This is a genomic window from Rhizocola hellebori (genome assembly GCF_016862955.1).
Classification (GTDB): Bacteria; Actinomycetota; Actinomycetes; order Mycobacteriales; family Micromonosporaceae; genus Rhizocola; species Rhizocola hellebori.
Genome location: NZ_BONY01000141.1, coordinates 1 through 14,047 on the forward strand (window position 1 = coordinate 1; position 14,047 = coordinate 14,047).

Consider the following 14,047-nt stretch of genomic DNA (forward strand, 5'->3'; position numbering starts at 1 on the left):
ATCCACCATCGTGTTCACGGTGCTCTTCAGCTCCAGGATCTCGCCCCGGGCGTCGACCGTGATCTTCTGGGACAGGTCACCCTGCGCCACCGCCGTGGTCACCTGCGCGATGTTTCGCACCTGCGCGGTCAGGTTGCCCGCGAGCTGATTCACGTTCTCAGTCAGGCCGCGCCACGTTCCCGACACGCCGGAAACCTGAGCCTGCCCACCAAGTTTTCCTTCCGACCCCACCTCGCGCGCCACCCGCGTCACCTCATCGGCGAACGAGGAAAGCTGATCCACCATCGTGTTGACGGTGTTCTTCAGCTCCAGGATCTCGCCGCGGGCGTCGACCGTGATCTTCTGGGACAGGTCGCCCTTGGCCACGGCCGTGGTCACCTGCGCGATGTTTCGCACCTGCGCGGTCAGGTTGCCCGCGAGCTGGTTCACGTTTTCGGTCAGGTCTCGCCAGGTGCCCGAGACGCCGGAAACCTGAGCCTGCCCACCAAGTTTTCCTTCCGACCCCACTTCGCGCGCCACCCGCGTCACCTCATCGGCGAACGAGGAAAGCTGATCCACCATCGTGTTCACCACGTCTTTGAGCTCAAGGATCTCGCCCTGCGCGGCCACGGTGATCTTCTGGGACAGGTCGCCCTTGGCCACCGCCGTCGCCACATGCGCGATATTTCGCACCTGGGCGGTCAGGTTGGAAGCCATGTAGTTCACCGCGTCGGTGAGGTCTTTCCACGTTCCCGCGACGTTGGGCACCTGCGCCTGCCCACCGAGGATGCCCTCGGTGCCGACCTCGCGGGCCACCCTGGTCACCTGCTCGGCGAAGACGCGCAAGGTGTCGGTGAGAGCGTTGATGGTGTGCGCCAGATCGGCGACCTCGCCCTTGGCCGAGATGGTGATCTTCTGGGACAGGTCACCATGGGCAATGGCCGTGGTCACCTGAGAGATCGACCGCACCTGGTTGGTCAGGTTGGAGGCCATGAAGTTCACGTTGTCGGTCAGGTCGCGCCACGTCCCCGCGACACCCCGCACATCGGCCTGGCCGCCTAGAATCCCTTCCGTGCCAACCTCTCTCGCCACGCGGGTCACCTCGTCGGCGAAGGACGAGAGCTGATCGACCATCGTGTTCACGGTGCGGCCGATGGTGAGGAACTCACCGCGCAGCGGTCGGCCGTCGATATCGAGGGTCATGTGCTGGGACAGGTCGCCCTCGGCCACGGCCACGATCACGCGGGCGATCTCGGTGGTGGGCCGGCCCAGATCATCGATGAGATTGTTGACCGCGTGCAGCCCTTGCGCCCACGCGCCTTCGAAGAGCTCCTCGTCGAGGCGCTCGGTGAGACGCCCTTCCCGCCCGACCACCCGGCTGATGCGCATCAGCTCCCGGTTGCGCTGCTCCAGCAGCGAGACCACATCGTTGAACGCGTCTCCGGCCTCGCCAGAGGTGCGCGGCATTCGCACGGTGAAATCACCATGTCTTACCCGGCCCAGCGCTTCGGTAAGGTCACGCAGCAGACCCTCGGCGTCCGCGCCTGACTTGCGACGTGAGGCTTTGGTCTGATCCACCGTCATAGAAGGTCACACTCCTTCGTGAGCTGGCCGGGTAGCTCAGTCTGAAACCCATCATCGTCTGAAGATCTCCGAGATGCGAGCCGTGAGGCTGGAAGAACCCACCTGTTCGGTGAAGACTGCAAGCGTGACTGAACGAATCATCCGGCCGGCGGGCCTGTGGGCTGCGGAAACGTCGGATCCGGCGGGCGCGCTGGCGGTACGCGCCCTGCTGCAGGTGGACGCCGCGGGCGATGAAGATGCGCCTGGGCGTTTTGCGCATGATCTGCTCATCTGTCTGGGTGAGGTCACCGGGGCCGCCGCGGGCCGCATCGAGGTCGATCGCGCCGACGGGCGTGGCGCCGTGCCGCTCGCGAGCTTCGGCCCCGCCATGGAGCTGGCCTCCCAAACCCTGATCTTCCCGGTTGCGGTGTCCCGGCCGTGGACCGGCCAGATCCAGCTCGCGACGTCGGCCAGCCTGTGGGGCCGGGTGCTTGGCGAGCTTGCGGCGGAACGGTTCGGGCTCGCGCTGGAGAACGAGCGGCTGCGCGAGGCCGACCTGCGCCGGCAGACCTGGCTCACGTTTCTGGCCGAGGCGAGCGAGCTGCTCGCCCAATCCCTCGACATCAAGCTCACGATGGCTTTGGTACCAAGGCTGGTCGTCCCGCGGCTGGGCCAGTGGTGCGCGGTCTACCTGGCCGACGGCCCTGACGAACTAGCCCTGACCGCGGCCGCGCACACCGACGAAGCCCTGCTGCCCGAGCTGTTGGCGCTTCTGGAAGCCGCCTATTCGGGTGCGCTGTCCGATCGCTGGCAGGATGTGTTGCGCAGCAGCAGCCTGACCGTCATGGCCGCGCCCATGGACGGTTTCCTCATCCCGCTCATAGCCCGCGGACAGCGCCTGGGCACCCTGGCCATCGGACGTCACCCAGGCGAGTTGCGCGACCCGGACGAGATCGCGATCGCGGAAGACGTGGCCCGCCGCGCCGCGCTAGCGCTCGACAACGCTCGCGTCCACGAGGAGCGGCGCAAGGTGGCGCAAACCCTCCAGCAGGCGCTGCTTCCGCCGACCCTGCCCAAAATCCCCACCATGGGCCTAGGCGCCGAATACGTGCCGGCCGCCGACGGCATCGATGTGGGCGGCGACTTCTATGACGTCACCCAGTTCCCCGATGGCCGCTATCTCCTGCTCATCGGCGACGTTTCCGGCAAGGGCGTTCAAGCCGCCACGGTCACCGGTCTGGTCCGCGACGTGATCCGGGTCCTGGTACGCGACGGGAAGGATCTGCCCGCCGTCTTCGCCACCCTCAACGACACGCTTTTCGAGCGCCGCGAAAGGCATTGCACCATCGCGCTGGCCGTGCTCGACGAAGCCGACGCGGCGGGCCGGGTAAGGGTGACCACCTATCTGGCCGGGCACGACCACCCCGTCCTGGTTAGAGCGGACGGGACAGTCTCCACGGAAGGCTCGTGGGGCACCGCACTCGGGCTCCTGCCCCGGGTGACCTGCCCCGAGGCGATCGTGATTCTGGAGCCGGGCGACGCGCTCATCTTCTTCACCGACGGTGTCACCGACCGGCGGCGCGGCGACGACTTCTTCGGGCTGGAAAGGCTCAAGGCCACCGCCGAACGCCTGGCCGACCTTCCCGCCGAGGCGATGGCAGCACGGCTGAGAGCCGCAGCTTTGGAGTTCTCCAACGAACCCCAGCGCGACGACATGGCAATTATGGTGCTGCGCAACGACTATGGCGACTTGTTGCGTACACAGTGAAAAAGTGGGTATGACTTGAAGGGTGAAACGTATTGAGAAACTGACACCACCGATTGGAGCCCAAAATATTTGCCGGTGTTCGCAGCCACTGGCCTTCGACGAGGTCTTCGGATGGCTGCACGTCTATGAACCCGGCAGACCAGCGCCCAGCTGCCCTCGGCCGCAGCCGATCCGCAGTTGGCGTCAGCTTCGAGGATAATTCGGGAAATGGTCTAATGCTGCTATGGCCGATGACCTGCGCGTGACCGACCGCCTGGTCATTGCGGCGAACCAGCTGACCGAACGCTTCTCCCGCAGCTCCGGCCCGGGCGGTCAGGGTGTGAACACCGCCGACAGCCGTGTTGAGCTCTCCTTCGATGTCGCGGGCTCGCCCAGCCTGCCCGAGCATCTGCGCGCCCGAGCGCTGGAGCGCTTGGCGGGACGGCTCGTTGACGGGGTGCTGACGGTGACGGCCAGCGAGCATCGCGCTCAGCTTCAGAACAGGGCCGCTGCCCGCGCGAGGCTAGCGGCCCTGCTGCGTGACGCCATCGCGCCGCCAGGCCCGCAGCGCAGGGCCACCAAGCCCAGCAGGGGCTCGGTGGAGCGCCGGATTCAGTCCAAGAAGCGCCGAGCGATGATCAAGAACCTACGGCGTGAGCCGTAGCCGAGGTCACCGGAACAGAGAATTGATCACGCCATAGTCGACGGCGTCTTCCATGCTCGTAAAGGTGCCCTCGGTCAGCATCTCCTGAGCTGCCCGCAAAGCGCTCGTATAGGCGAGTTGTGCCAGCCCGGTGCCGATGCTCACCCTGCGCACGCCGACGTCGGAAAGCTGCCCGATGGTCGGCCCGCCGGGCCTGGCCATCACCGCGACCGGAAGCGGCGAAGCCTTGCTCAGCGCCTCCAGCGTGGGCAGGTCGAGCAGGCCGGGCACGAAGAGCACCGTGGCGCCCGCCTGCGCGTAGGCCTCGGCCCGCGCCACCACCTCGTCATAGCGGCTCTCCGGCGCACCGTGCGCGAACAGATAGATGTCTGTGCGAGCGTTGATCACGAAGTCGGGCACCCCGGCCGCGTCGGCCGCCGCACGCGCGAGCGCGTATTGCGCCGCCTGCTCCTGCACGGAAATGACCTTTCCGCCGCGGGAATCCTCGAGGTTCACCCCCACCGCCCCGGCCTGGATCACCCCGGTGACGGTCGCGGCCACATCCCCATAGCCCGCCTCCACGTCGGCGGTCACCGGCACGCTGACCGCCCGCACCACACGGGCCACCGCGTCAAGGGCATCTGCGCGCTCGAGCGCCTCGCCGTCGGAGCGGCCCAGCGCCCACGCGACGCCACCGCTGGTGGTCGCGATCGCGGTCGCGCCGGCGCTTTCGATGACGGCCGCGCTGGCCGCGTCCCAAGCGTTGGGCAGCACCAGGGTCGGGCCTTCGTGCAGGGCGAGAAACTGTTGTGCCAAAGCGTTCAAGTCAGTCACGGCGCGACCTTACCGAACACGTAAGACATAACTGACCCCAAGCTGGTTCACAGGTTCCTCCGAGGTTAGCGGGATAGAAATTCTTCTGTGAAGACGAAGGTGCTGGTGGTCGACGACGAGCCGAATATCCGTGCGCTGCTGAGCGCCACCCTCCGGCTGGTCGAGTTCGAGGTGCGGGCCGCCGCCACCGGTGCCGAGGCACTGACCGCCGCCGACGAATTCCAGCCCGATCTCGTGGTGCTCGACGTGATGCTGCCCGATGTCGATGGCTTCCAGGTCGCCAGCCGCCTTCGCGAAAAGGGACAAAGCACCCCGGTGCTCTTCCTTACCGCGCGCCACTCCGTCGAAGACCGGATCTCCGGGCTGACCGTCGGCGCCGACGATTACGTCACCAAGCCGTTCAGCCTCGAAGAGGTCGTGCTGCGGATCCGGGCGATCCTGCGGCGGGCGAAGCTTGCGGAGCCCGCGGACACCGGGATGCTGCGCTTCGCCGACCTTGAGATGGACGAGGAGGCGCATGTGGTACGACGAGCGGGTCGGGTCGTCGAGCTCTCTCCGACCGAGTTCAACCTGCTGCGGTACCTGATGGACAACGCCGGCCGGGTGGTGTCCAAAGCACAGATCCTCGACCGGGTATGGAGTTACGACTTCGGCGGCGACGCCCGCATCGTCGAGTCCTACATCTACTATCTGCGCAAGAAGGTCGACTGCGCCGGCCCACCCCTGATCCACACGCTGCGCGGAGTCGGCTACACCCTTCGCCTGCCAAGGGAGGCGGGCGTATGAAAACCCTGCGCGCCCGGATGGTCCTCACCGTGGTGGGGCTCGCCGCTGTCGCACTGATCGTGGTCAACGTGACCGGAGTGCTTGTCCTGCAACGCTATCTGGTAGACCGGCTCGACATCGAGGTCAACCGCCTCGCCCAGGTCGCCACCCGCGCACCCGAAACTCCCCGGCCCAGCCACGGCTTTCCCAGGGGCGTCGGTGATTCAGCCATCTTCATCCGGTACGACAGCACCGGCGCCATGCTCCCCGGCCCGAGCAACATCGATGCCGCCGAAGGCCCCACCCTCGGCCCGATAGCCGATGTCGCCCAGGACACCATCTTCACCGCCAGCAACGCGGTCAGCGGTGAGTCCTTCCGGGTCAAAGTCACGGCCACCCCCGGCGGCGGCCATGCCGTGGCGGCGATCTCGCTGACCCGCGTCGACAGCACGGTCAACCAGATGACCGCCATCAGCGTCGGGGTGAGTCTGCTGGTGCTGCTGGGGCTCGGGCTCGCCTCCTACCACGTCGTCGGGCTCGGCCTGAAACCGTTGACACGCATGGAGAACGACGCCGCCTCGATCGCCGACGGCGACCTGGCCATCCGCATCGCCGACACCGACCCCGCCACCGAAACCGGCCGGCTGGGCCTGGCCCTCAATACGATGCTCGGCCGCATCGAAGGCGAAATCACCGCGCGGGTCGCCTCGGAACAGCGGCTGCGCCAGTTCCTGGCTGACGCCTCACACGAGCTGCGCACCCCGCTGACCTCCATCCGCGGCTTCGCCGAGCTTTACCGCCGCGGCGGCACCCGGCCCGGACCAGAGCTCGACGAGTCCATGGCGCGCATCGAGTTCGAAGCGGCCCGGATGGGCCTGCTCGTCGAGGATCTGCTACTGCTCGCCGCACTGGACGAGGAACGCCCCCTCAACCGGTCCAAAGTGGACCTGCTCGCGGTCGCCGCCGACACCGTCCGCGACGCCCACGTCCGCAGCCCCCACCGCACCGTGCGGCTCGCCGACTTCGAGCCGGTAACGGTCTCGGGCGACGAACACCGCCTGCGCCAGGTGACCACGAACCTTGTCACCAACGCGCTGCAGCACACCCCGGCCACCGCCTCGGTGACGCTGCGGGTCCGCTCGGTCGAGAACGCGGCCGTGCTCGAGGTCAGCGACACCGGCCCGGGCATAGCCCCCGAACACGCCCCGCACATCTTCGAACGCCTCTACCGCGCCGACCCGAGCCGCGCCCGCCCCCAAGGCGGAGCCGGGCTCGGCCTGGCCATCGCCAGCTCGATAGTCAAAGCCCACGGCGGCCGCCTCGAGCTGGCCGACACCCCCGGCCCCGGCGCCACCTTCCGCGTCCTGCTCCCCCGTTAGCCGAGGCCGAGGACGCCGGGGTTGAGGATTCCTTGGGGGTCAAGGGTTCGCTTTACCGCGCGCAGCGCTTCGGTGAACGGGCCGGGCGGGTGGTACCAGGGCACGTGGTCGCGGCCGACGGCATGGTGGTGGGTGATGGTGCCACCGTTGGCGAGAAGTGCTTGGGACGCATGGGCTTTCAGCTCGTCCCAGACCGCGACTTCGCCGCCGCGGGGCGCTGTGGCGTAGACGGTGAAGTAGGGTGCGGGGCCGTCGGGGTAGACGTGGGTGAAGCGGCAGGTGACGAAGCCCGGGGCCACCGCTTCCAACACGGCCGTGTGCAGGGACTCGAAATTGGACCAGGTGCATGCCGTTTCGAAGGTCTCCACCACCACTCCCAGCCGGGCCAGGCCGTCGCGCAGATAAGGCCCGCGCAGGAAGGTGCCGCGCCACTTCTCGGCGTCGCTGGCCACACCGCCCTGCCCGCGGCAGATCTCGATGGCCCGCTTGAGCTGTGCCGAGACCGGATGGTCGGCCGATTCGAACCCAAGGATCAGGCGGCTTCCCCCGTCGAGCGCGCCGGCTCCCAGCATGGCCTCCAGCGGATCCAGCAGCCGGCAGTTGGCCGGGTTCAGTCCTGACTGCGCGATCAGTCTGGTCGCGGTGACCGCCTGTCCGAAGGTCTCGAACGCGATGGCCACGCCCTCCTTGTGCACCGGGCGTTGCTGCACGCGCAGCCACGCCTCGGTGATCACGCCGAGGGCGCCTTCGGATCCCAGCCAGAGCCGGTTGGGCTCGGGTCCGGCACCGGAGGCGGGAACCCTTGCCGTGTGGGCCATTCCGGTCGGCGTGAGCACAGACATCGACTCCACGAGGTCGTCGATGTGGGTGTAGCCGGTGGCGAAATGCCCGCCCGCTCGGGTGGCTAGCCAGCCGCCCACGGTGGAGAACTCGAAGCTTTGCGGAAAGTGGCGCAGCGTCAAGCCTTTCGGGCGCAGCCGGTGCTCCAGCGCGGGGCCGAAGATTCCGGCCTGGGTGCGCACGGCGAGGCTGACCTCGTCGATCTCCAGCACTTCGTCCAACTTGGACAGATCGAGCACCACGACCGGCCGATCGGCGCCGCGATACTCCACCCCGCCCACGACGCTGGAGCCGCCGCCGTAGGGAATCACGGCCGCGCCGCGCTCGGCAGCCCACGCCATGGCCCGCTGCACCTCGTCAGCATCCGCCGGGTACACGACGAGATCGGGTGGACTGGCAAGGTCTTGGTTCAGGCACCGAATCACATCGCGGTAGGCCTTGCCATAGCTGTGCGAGGCGCGGGCCTCGTCATCGGCGCGGCACTCCACCGAGGAGGGCGGTTTAAGGCGCGGCGCACGCAGCTCAGGCACCGCGGGCACCCGGGTGATCTCGCCGTCGAGGGGCAGGAAGGCCCGCACCCGATCGGCTAGCTGTTCGAGCTCATGGGCATCGAGCGCCTGATCGGCCCAGCCCCACCCCCACCAAGACCGGACAGCCAAATTACACCCGCGCCGGGTTGGTGACCTTTACTGCTGCCATGACGGTTCGTTCTCCTCCATCGGTGCGGCCGGCAGTCTGGACTGGACCTTCTCGAGGGTGAGACGCCGCCCGAAGGCAAACCGGAACCAGCGCAGATAACTCGGCAGGAACCGGCCTACGTCGAAGTTGGTCTCACCCAGCTGCCGATCGAGCCAGATGGTCGGGATCTCCGCCACCGGCAGCCGGAGCCGGGTCGCTTTGGCCGTCAGCTCAAGACCGATCTCGAATCCCGCCCGCGACTCGATCCCCACCTGACGCACAAACTCCGAGTCGTAGGCCTTGAAACTGTTGGTGGCGTCGCGGGTGCCGGTGCGGGCGAACCAGTAGAGCAGCCGCCCGGCCCAGCGCGAAAGCATGCCCTTGACGCGCGGCCCGCCCACCTGCTGACCGCCTGGCATGTAGCGCGACGCGGCGGCGACCACGACCCCGCGGTCTACCAGGCGGGCCAGCTCGTCGATCTGGCGTGGATCATCGGACCCGTCGGCCATGGTCACGACCACCACCGGCGCTTTCGCCGCGGCTATCCCGAAGCGGATGGCATTGGCCGGCCCCCGCCCGTAGGTGTTCAGCATCGGGCGCACGCGGGCGTCGCGCCGACCGATCTCCCGCGCGAAAGGGACCGTCGAATCCTGCACCATGTCGTAGACGATGAGGATCTCGCAGGACAGCGTGACCGCGCGCAAAATCCGATCAAGACAGCGGACGATGTTCGCGCCCTCGTTGTAGACCGGGATGACGACCGAGATCCGCGGAGTCACCGGCTCACTCTACAGACCGCGCGTTGCTTTAGCGCGCGCCGGAATTACAGTGCGAGGGTGGCTTTCTACTCGCAAGTAGCCGACGATCGGTTCGAGTCCACCGAGAACACCCGAGGGCCCTGGGATGCCGGCTCCCAGCACGCCGGCCCACCCGCGGCGCTGCTGGGACGGGCCGTGGAGCACCTGGCGGAGAAGCTGGGCCGCGGCGACATGCGGATCGCGCGGCTCACCTTCGACATTGCCCGGCCGGTACCGATCGCGCCCCTGACGGTCACCAGCGCGGTGAGACGTGAGGGGCGCAGCGTCGTGGTGATCGAAGCCGCGATCGAACCCCACATGCGGTGCAGCGCACTGCTCATCCGCACCCTCGATGATGCCGCGCCGGCGATCGCTGAGCCGCCACCCAGCTTCGAGGAGGCGGTTGCCAAGCCGTTCTTCGCGATCAGGGACTCGGTCGGGTACCACACCTCGATGGAGGTGCGCTTCCTGCACGGCGGCTTCACCGAGCGCGGCCCGGCAACCTGCTGGATGCGGCCGCGCATCCCGCTGGTCGAGGGTGAGCAGTTCAGCCCGCTGGGGCGGGTGCTGGTCGCGGCCGACTCAGGCAACGGAGTCAGCAATGTGCTCGACATCCGGGAGCACGTCTTCGTCAACCCTGATCTGACCGTGCATCTTTTCCGGTACCCCATAGGAGATTGGGTTTGCTTGCAGGCCAACACCTCGATTGCGAGTGACGGCATCGGGCTCGCCGACACTGCCCTGTATGACGGGCGTGGCCGGATCGGCCGGGGCGTGCAGAGTCTTTTCGTCAATCCCCGCCAGCCGCAGTAGATTAGACCACCATGAATCCGATGGTTGCTCTATCCCTCGTAACCTCGATGTCCGTGGGGATAACCCCCAGCGTTCCAGCCTGGACGGCCACCGCCGACACCGGCGTAACCGCACGCCTGCGTGGCCTGTCCGCGGTCAGCTCGCAGGTGGCGTGGGCCAGCGGCAGCGCGGGCACAGTCCTGCGCACGGTCAATGGCGGCAACAGCTGGCAGCAGGTCGGCCCGCCCGAGACCAGCGATCTTCAGTTTCGCGATATCGAGGCTTTCGACTCGCACCGCGCGGTGATCCTGGCGATCGGGCCGGGCGAGTCATCGCGGGTCTACCTGACCTCCGACGGTGGCGGAAGCTGGCGGGAAACCTTCCGCAACACCGATCCCAACGCGTTCTACGACTGCATGGCCTTCTTCGATCGCAGCCACGGGCTCGCCCTTTCCGACCCGGTGGACGGCAAGTTCCGCATTCTGTCCACTTCGGACGGTGGGCAATCGTGGAACGTGCTGCCCAACGACAACATGCCGGCCGCGCTTGAGGGCGAGTTCGCCTTCGCCGCAAGCGGAACCTGCCTGACCACGGCGCCCGGCCTGGGCCGCGATGCCTGGTTCGCCACCGGCGGCGGGGCCACCGCACGGGTCTTCCACACGCGCAACGGCGGCCGCAGCTGGAGCGTTTCCGACACCGCCATCCCGAGCGGCCCCTCAGCCGGGATCTATTCGCTGTCCTTCCGCGACCCGTGGCACGGCATCGCGGTCGGCGGCGACTTCGTGACCCCGACCTCGGCGCCCGACGCCGCGGCGGTCACCCGCGACGGCGGTCGCACCTGGACACTGGCGCAAGCGGAGCCGGGCGAATACCGCTCCGGCGTCTTCTACGGGCTCACCCGAGCCATCGCGGTCGGACCCACCGGCAGCGACATCAGCTTCAACGGCGGCAAGACCTGGACCCGCTTCGACACCACCAGCCTCGACTCGGTTGACTGCGCTTTCCCCTGGGCCTGCTGGGCCTCAGGCGAAAACGGCCGCGTAGTCAGGCTGAAGTAAAGCCCGGGCGCGCACGGACAAACTCCGTGCGCGCCCCTTTCTCTACTACTGTCATCACAATGCGGATAGGCATCATCGTCCTGCCCGATCAGCGTTGGCGGGTACTGAGCGAGCGCTGGCGCCGAGCCGAGGAATACGGCTTCGACCACGCCTGGACCTACGACCACCTCGGCTGGCGCGACCTCGTCGACGGGCCGTGGTTCGACGCGGTGCCCACGCTGACCGCAGCGGCCCTTGTCACCAGCCGGATCCGGCTGGGCACCATGGTGGCGTCGCCCAACTTCCGGCACCCCGTCCACTTCGCCCGCGAGATCACCGCGCTCGACGACGTCAGCGGCGGCCGGATCACCATCGGCATCGGCGCCGGGGGCTTCGGGTTCGACGCCGCTGTGCTTGGCCGGCCCGCGCTATCGCTACGCCAGCGCGCCGATCGCTTCATCGAGTTCGTCGAGCTGCTCGACCTGCTCCTGCGCAAGGACCGGGTCACCTGGCAGGGCGAGCATTACTCGGCCGTCGACGCCCGCAACACGCCCGGCTGCGTCCAGCTGCCGCGGGTGCCGTTCGTGCTCGCGGGCAACGGGCCGCGCGCGGTGGCCCTGGCCGCGCGCCTCGGCCAGGGCTGGGTCACCAACGGCGGGGCGGAACCCGGTACGGATCAGGCCGGCTGGTGGCGCTCGACCGCCGAGATGGCCGCCCGCTTCGCCGACACGGGTTCCAGCGCCGACCGGTACCTGGTGCTCGACTCCGCCCCGATCTTCTCGATGTCCAGCGCGGAACATTTCGCCGACTCGGTCGGCCGCGCCGCGGAGCTGGGCTTCACCGATGTGCTCACGCACTGGCCACGCGAGTCCAGCTGGTACGCAGGCTCGGAATCGGTCCTCGAATCGGTCGCCGCGGCGCTACCCGCGCTGCGTACCCAGTGATCAAACCGCCAAAGAAACGAGCGCCTCGACGTCCTTCGACAGGATCTTGCGGTCCTCGGTCACCACGGCGATAGTGCCGTCGGCCTCCCAGGCGAAGGACTTCACGGCGGCCCAATTGTTTTCGCCTCGCCGCTTGACGACGTAGCCCATGTGGCCGGCGGCGGCTTGCGGACCAGGTGGCGCGGGAGCCGCCGGGCCGGCGTGCTGCAGGTTCTCCAGCAACGCCGCGGCGACGGCGGATCGAGCACCGTACTGGGCCGCAGACGCCACCGCCCGTGCGGACAGGTCTGCCCTCACGATAAGGGCGATAGCGATGGTAACGGCGCCCAACAGCACCGCCAGCGCAGCGATGAACATCGTTCGCTGAGAGGAGTCGGCCTTACCCGGCAGCCCCTTGATCCCTGCGATGAGCGCGGTGCCACCACCGAGCGCGGCGACCACCCAGGTCCACCACTTGGCCATGCTGGAAGCACCAGCGGTGATCACCTGGAGGCCCAGCGGTGTCCCACCGAGGCTCACTCGATCCTGCTTGTCGAAGGTCTCCAGAAGCCTCAATTGCTCCAGCAATATCTTGATCGGAGAGGCGAGGTCATCGCCCTGCGCCGAAAACGCGTTGCCGGGCCACCGAACCCTGTTGTCGCCATTGCTTGCCACCTCTATGGAATATCACCTGGTCAACCGCGGGACCTGGCTTTTGGCCAAGGCGCAAACACCGAAACCCACTAAGGTGAGGCTCGTGTTGGCGCAGCAGCGGCAGGTGGCGATCCTGGAGAGGGTGCGCCTGCATGGCGGAGTGAAGGTCAGCGATCTGGTCGCCGAGTTCGGCGTCTCTGACATGACCATCCGGCGTGACCTGGAAACGCTTGCCGACCAAGGCCTGGTGGCCAAGGTCCACGGGGGCGCCACCACCGTGCGCCCTGGTTCCACCGAGGAGCCCGGCTTCGCCGCCAAGTCGGTGCGCCACCGGCCGGAGAAGGCGGCCATCGCGGCACGCGCGGCCGAGCTGGTCCGGCCCGGCATGGCGGTCGCCCTGTCAGCCGGCACCACCACCGCCGAGCTGGCGCTGCGCCTGGTGGGAGTCGCCGACCTCACCGTGATCACCAACTCGGTCCCGGTGGCCGATGTCTTCTACCGGTCCGGCCGCCCGGACCAGACCGTCGTCCTCACCGGTGGCATGCGCACACCCTCCGACGCGCTCGTGGGCCCGGTGGCCCTGGCCGCGATCCGCAGCTTTCATCCCGACCTGCTTTTCCTTGGCGTGCATGGGATGAGCGAGCGGGCCGGGTACACGACGCCCAACCTGATGGAGGCAGAGACCGATCGGGCGCTGGTGGATGCGGCCGGCAAGCTTGTCGTGCTCGCGGACAGCTCCAAGTGGGACCTGCTCGGCATCTCGACGATCGCGGCGCTCAACGAAGCACACATCTTGATCACCGACTCCGGCCTGCCCGCCCCCGCCGCAGCCCTGCTTTCCGAGTCCGTCGGCGAGCTCATCGTCACCTGACAAGAGCCAACCTGCATCTCCATCAAACGCCTGATTTACGGATGATCAGGGCGTTAGCGTGAGTTATGGATATCCCTAGGGAAGATACTCAGCGGTTCGGTGATACCTCCGGTGCCGCTGCCAGCTCGGGCTGGCTCGGCTTCGCCGGTCTGCTGATCCTCTTGCTCGGCGTGATCAACGCGCTGGAAGGGATCGTGGCGCTGGCCAACGACAAGTATCGGGCCTTCATCAACGGCACGTTCTACATCTTCGACATCACCTGGTGGGGCTGGATCCATCTCATTCTCGGGCTGCTGATGGTCGCCGTCGGCATCGGCATCCTGGCCGGCCAGACGTGGGCACGCGGAGTCGGCATCGGCCTGGCCGCGGTGATGGGCGTATTTCAGATGTTGTACCTGACCACCGCCCCGCTTTGGTCACTCATCAACATCGGCCTCTGCGTCCTGGTCATCTACGCACTAGTGGTGCCACCCCGCGGCGCAATCGGAAACTGAAATATTGGCGGGCGCTAAAGCAACGCGCGGGCAGCGCCGCTCGAGAGCCGG

Annotated in this window: 14 protein-coding genes; 9 read left to right on the forward strand and 5 right to left on the reverse strand. The window is 67.7% G+C overall.

All coding sequences use genetic code 11. The annotated features are described in order from the left end of the window. Nucleotides 1-1,563 (reverse strand): HAMP domain-containing protein (locus Rhe02_RS47870; protein WP_203915254.1); only part of this gene is annotated, 1,563 nt, incomplete at its 3' end. A 124-nt stretch (nt 1,564-1,687) separates the two neighbouring features. On the opposite strand from Rhe02_RS47870, the gene Rhe02_RS47875 reads away from it, so the two are divergent. Then, nucleotides 1,688-3,310, forward strand: coding sequence for a PP2C family protein-serine/threonine phosphatase (locus tag Rhe02_RS47875; protein WP_239124548.1), 1,623 nt, complete (start codon nt 1,688-1,690; stop codon nt 3,308-3,310). Between the two features lie 223 nt (nt 3,311-3,533). Beyond that, nucleotides 3,534-3,953 (forward strand): alternative ribosome rescue aminoacyl-tRNA hydrolase ArfB, encoded by a 420-nt coding sequence (gene arfB / locus Rhe02_RS47880; protein WP_203915255.1) that lies wholly within the window; start codon nt 3,534-3,536, stop codon nt 3,951-3,953. Between the two features lie 6 nt (nt 3,954-3,959). Here the strand turns inward: arfB and Rhe02_RS47885 are convergent, their stop codons facing one another. Continuing rightward, the gene (locus Rhe02_RS47885; protein ID WP_203915256.1) at nt 3,960-4,766 is read right to left on the reverse strand and encodes an isocitrate lyase/PEP mutase family protein; all 807 of its coding nucleotides are present in this window, start codon (nt 4,764-4,766) and stop codon (nt 3,960-3,962) included. Between the two features lie 87 nt (nt 4,767-4,853). Between Rhe02_RS47885 and Rhe02_RS47890 the strand changes: the two genes are divergently transcribed. Together Rhe02_RS47890 and Rhe02_RS47895 are read left to right on the forward strand one after the other, a co-directional pair. Continuing rightward, nucleotides 4,854-5,552, forward strand: coding sequence for a response regulator transcription factor (locus Rhe02_RS47890; RefSeq protein ID WP_203915257.1), 699 nt, complete (start codon nt 4,854-4,856; stop codon nt 5,550-5,552). Further along, the gene (locus Rhe02_RS47895) at nt 5,549-6,910 is read left to right on the forward strand and encodes a sensor histidine kinase (RefSeq protein ID WP_203915258.1); all 1,362 of its coding nucleotides are present in this window, start codon (nt 5,549-5,551) and stop codon (nt 6,908-6,910) included. Before Rhe02_RS47890 ends, Rhe02_RS47895 begins: the two co-directional genes overlap by 4 nt. On the opposite strand, the gene Rhe02_RS47900 is transcribed toward Rhe02_RS47895, so the two are convergent. Both Rhe02_RS47900 and Rhe02_RS47905 read right to left on the reverse strand, forming a co-directional pair. Continuing rightward, nucleotides 6,907-8,409, reverse strand: a complete 1,503-nt coding sequence (locus Rhe02_RS47900) for an FAD-binding oxidoreductase (protein WP_203915259.1) — start codon at nt 8,407-8,409, stop codon at nt 6,907-6,909. The genes Rhe02_RS47895 and Rhe02_RS47900 overlap by 4 nt on opposite strands. A 27-nt stretch (nt 8,410-8,436) precedes the next feature. Beyond that, a complete protein-coding gene (locus Rhe02_RS47905; protein WP_203915260.1) occupies nt 8,437-9,207 on the reverse strand; it encodes a glycosyltransferase family 2 protein in 771 nt (256 codons plus the stop codon). A gap of 57 nt (nt 9,208-9,264) precedes the next feature. Here Rhe02_RS47905 and Rhe02_RS47910 point away from each other — a divergent pair, with 57 nt between their 5' ends. The 3 genes from Rhe02_RS47910 to Rhe02_RS47920 are packed head-to-tail and all read left to right on the forward strand — an operon-like array spanning nt 9,265 to nt 11,998. After that, nucleotides 9,265-10,038, forward strand: a complete 774-nt coding sequence (locus Rhe02_RS47910) for a thioesterase family protein (RefSeq protein WP_203915261.1) — start codon at nt 9,265-9,267, stop codon at nt 10,036-10,038. Nucleotides 10,039-10,085: 47 nt separating this feature from the next. Further along, nucleotides 10,086-11,075, forward strand: coding sequence for a WD40/YVTN/BNR-like repeat-containing protein (locus Rhe02_RS47915; protein ID WP_239124549.1), 990 nt, complete (start codon nt 10,086-10,088; stop codon nt 11,073-11,075). A gap of 59 nt (nt 11,076-11,134) precedes the next feature. Then, complete coding sequence (locus Rhe02_RS47920; RefSeq protein WP_203915263.1) at nt 11,135-11,998, forward strand: LLM class flavin-dependent oxidoreductase; 864 nt, start codon at nt 11,135-11,137, stop codon at nt 11,996-11,998. Here Rhe02_RS47920 and Rhe02_RS47925 read toward each other — a convergent pair whose 3' ends face one another. Next, nucleotides 11,999-12,652: a hypothetical protein gene (locus Rhe02_RS47925; protein WP_203915264.1), complete on the reverse strand. Its 654-nt coding sequence runs from the start codon at nt 12,650-12,652 to the stop codon at nt 11,999-12,001. It abuts the gene before it with no gap. 82 nt (nt 12,653-12,734) lie between these two features. Here Rhe02_RS47925 and Rhe02_RS47930 point away from each other — a divergent pair, with 82 nt between their 5' ends. Both Rhe02_RS47930 and Rhe02_RS47935 read left to right on the forward strand, forming a co-directional pair. Next, nucleotides 12,735-13,502, forward strand: coding sequence for a DeoR/GlpR family DNA-binding transcription regulator (locus Rhe02_RS47930; RefSeq protein WP_203915265.1), 768 nt, complete (start codon nt 12,735-12,737; stop codon nt 13,500-13,502). 65 nt (nt 13,503-13,567) lie between these two features. Continuing rightward, nucleotides 13,568-13,996 carry a DUF7144 family membrane protein gene (locus Rhe02_RS47935; RefSeq protein ID WP_203915266.1) on the forward strand — a complete coding sequence of 143 codons (429 nt, stop codon included), beginning with the start codon at nt 13,568-13,570 and terminating at the stop codon, nt 13,994-13,996. Nucleotides 13,997-14,047: the final 51 nt, after the last annotated feature.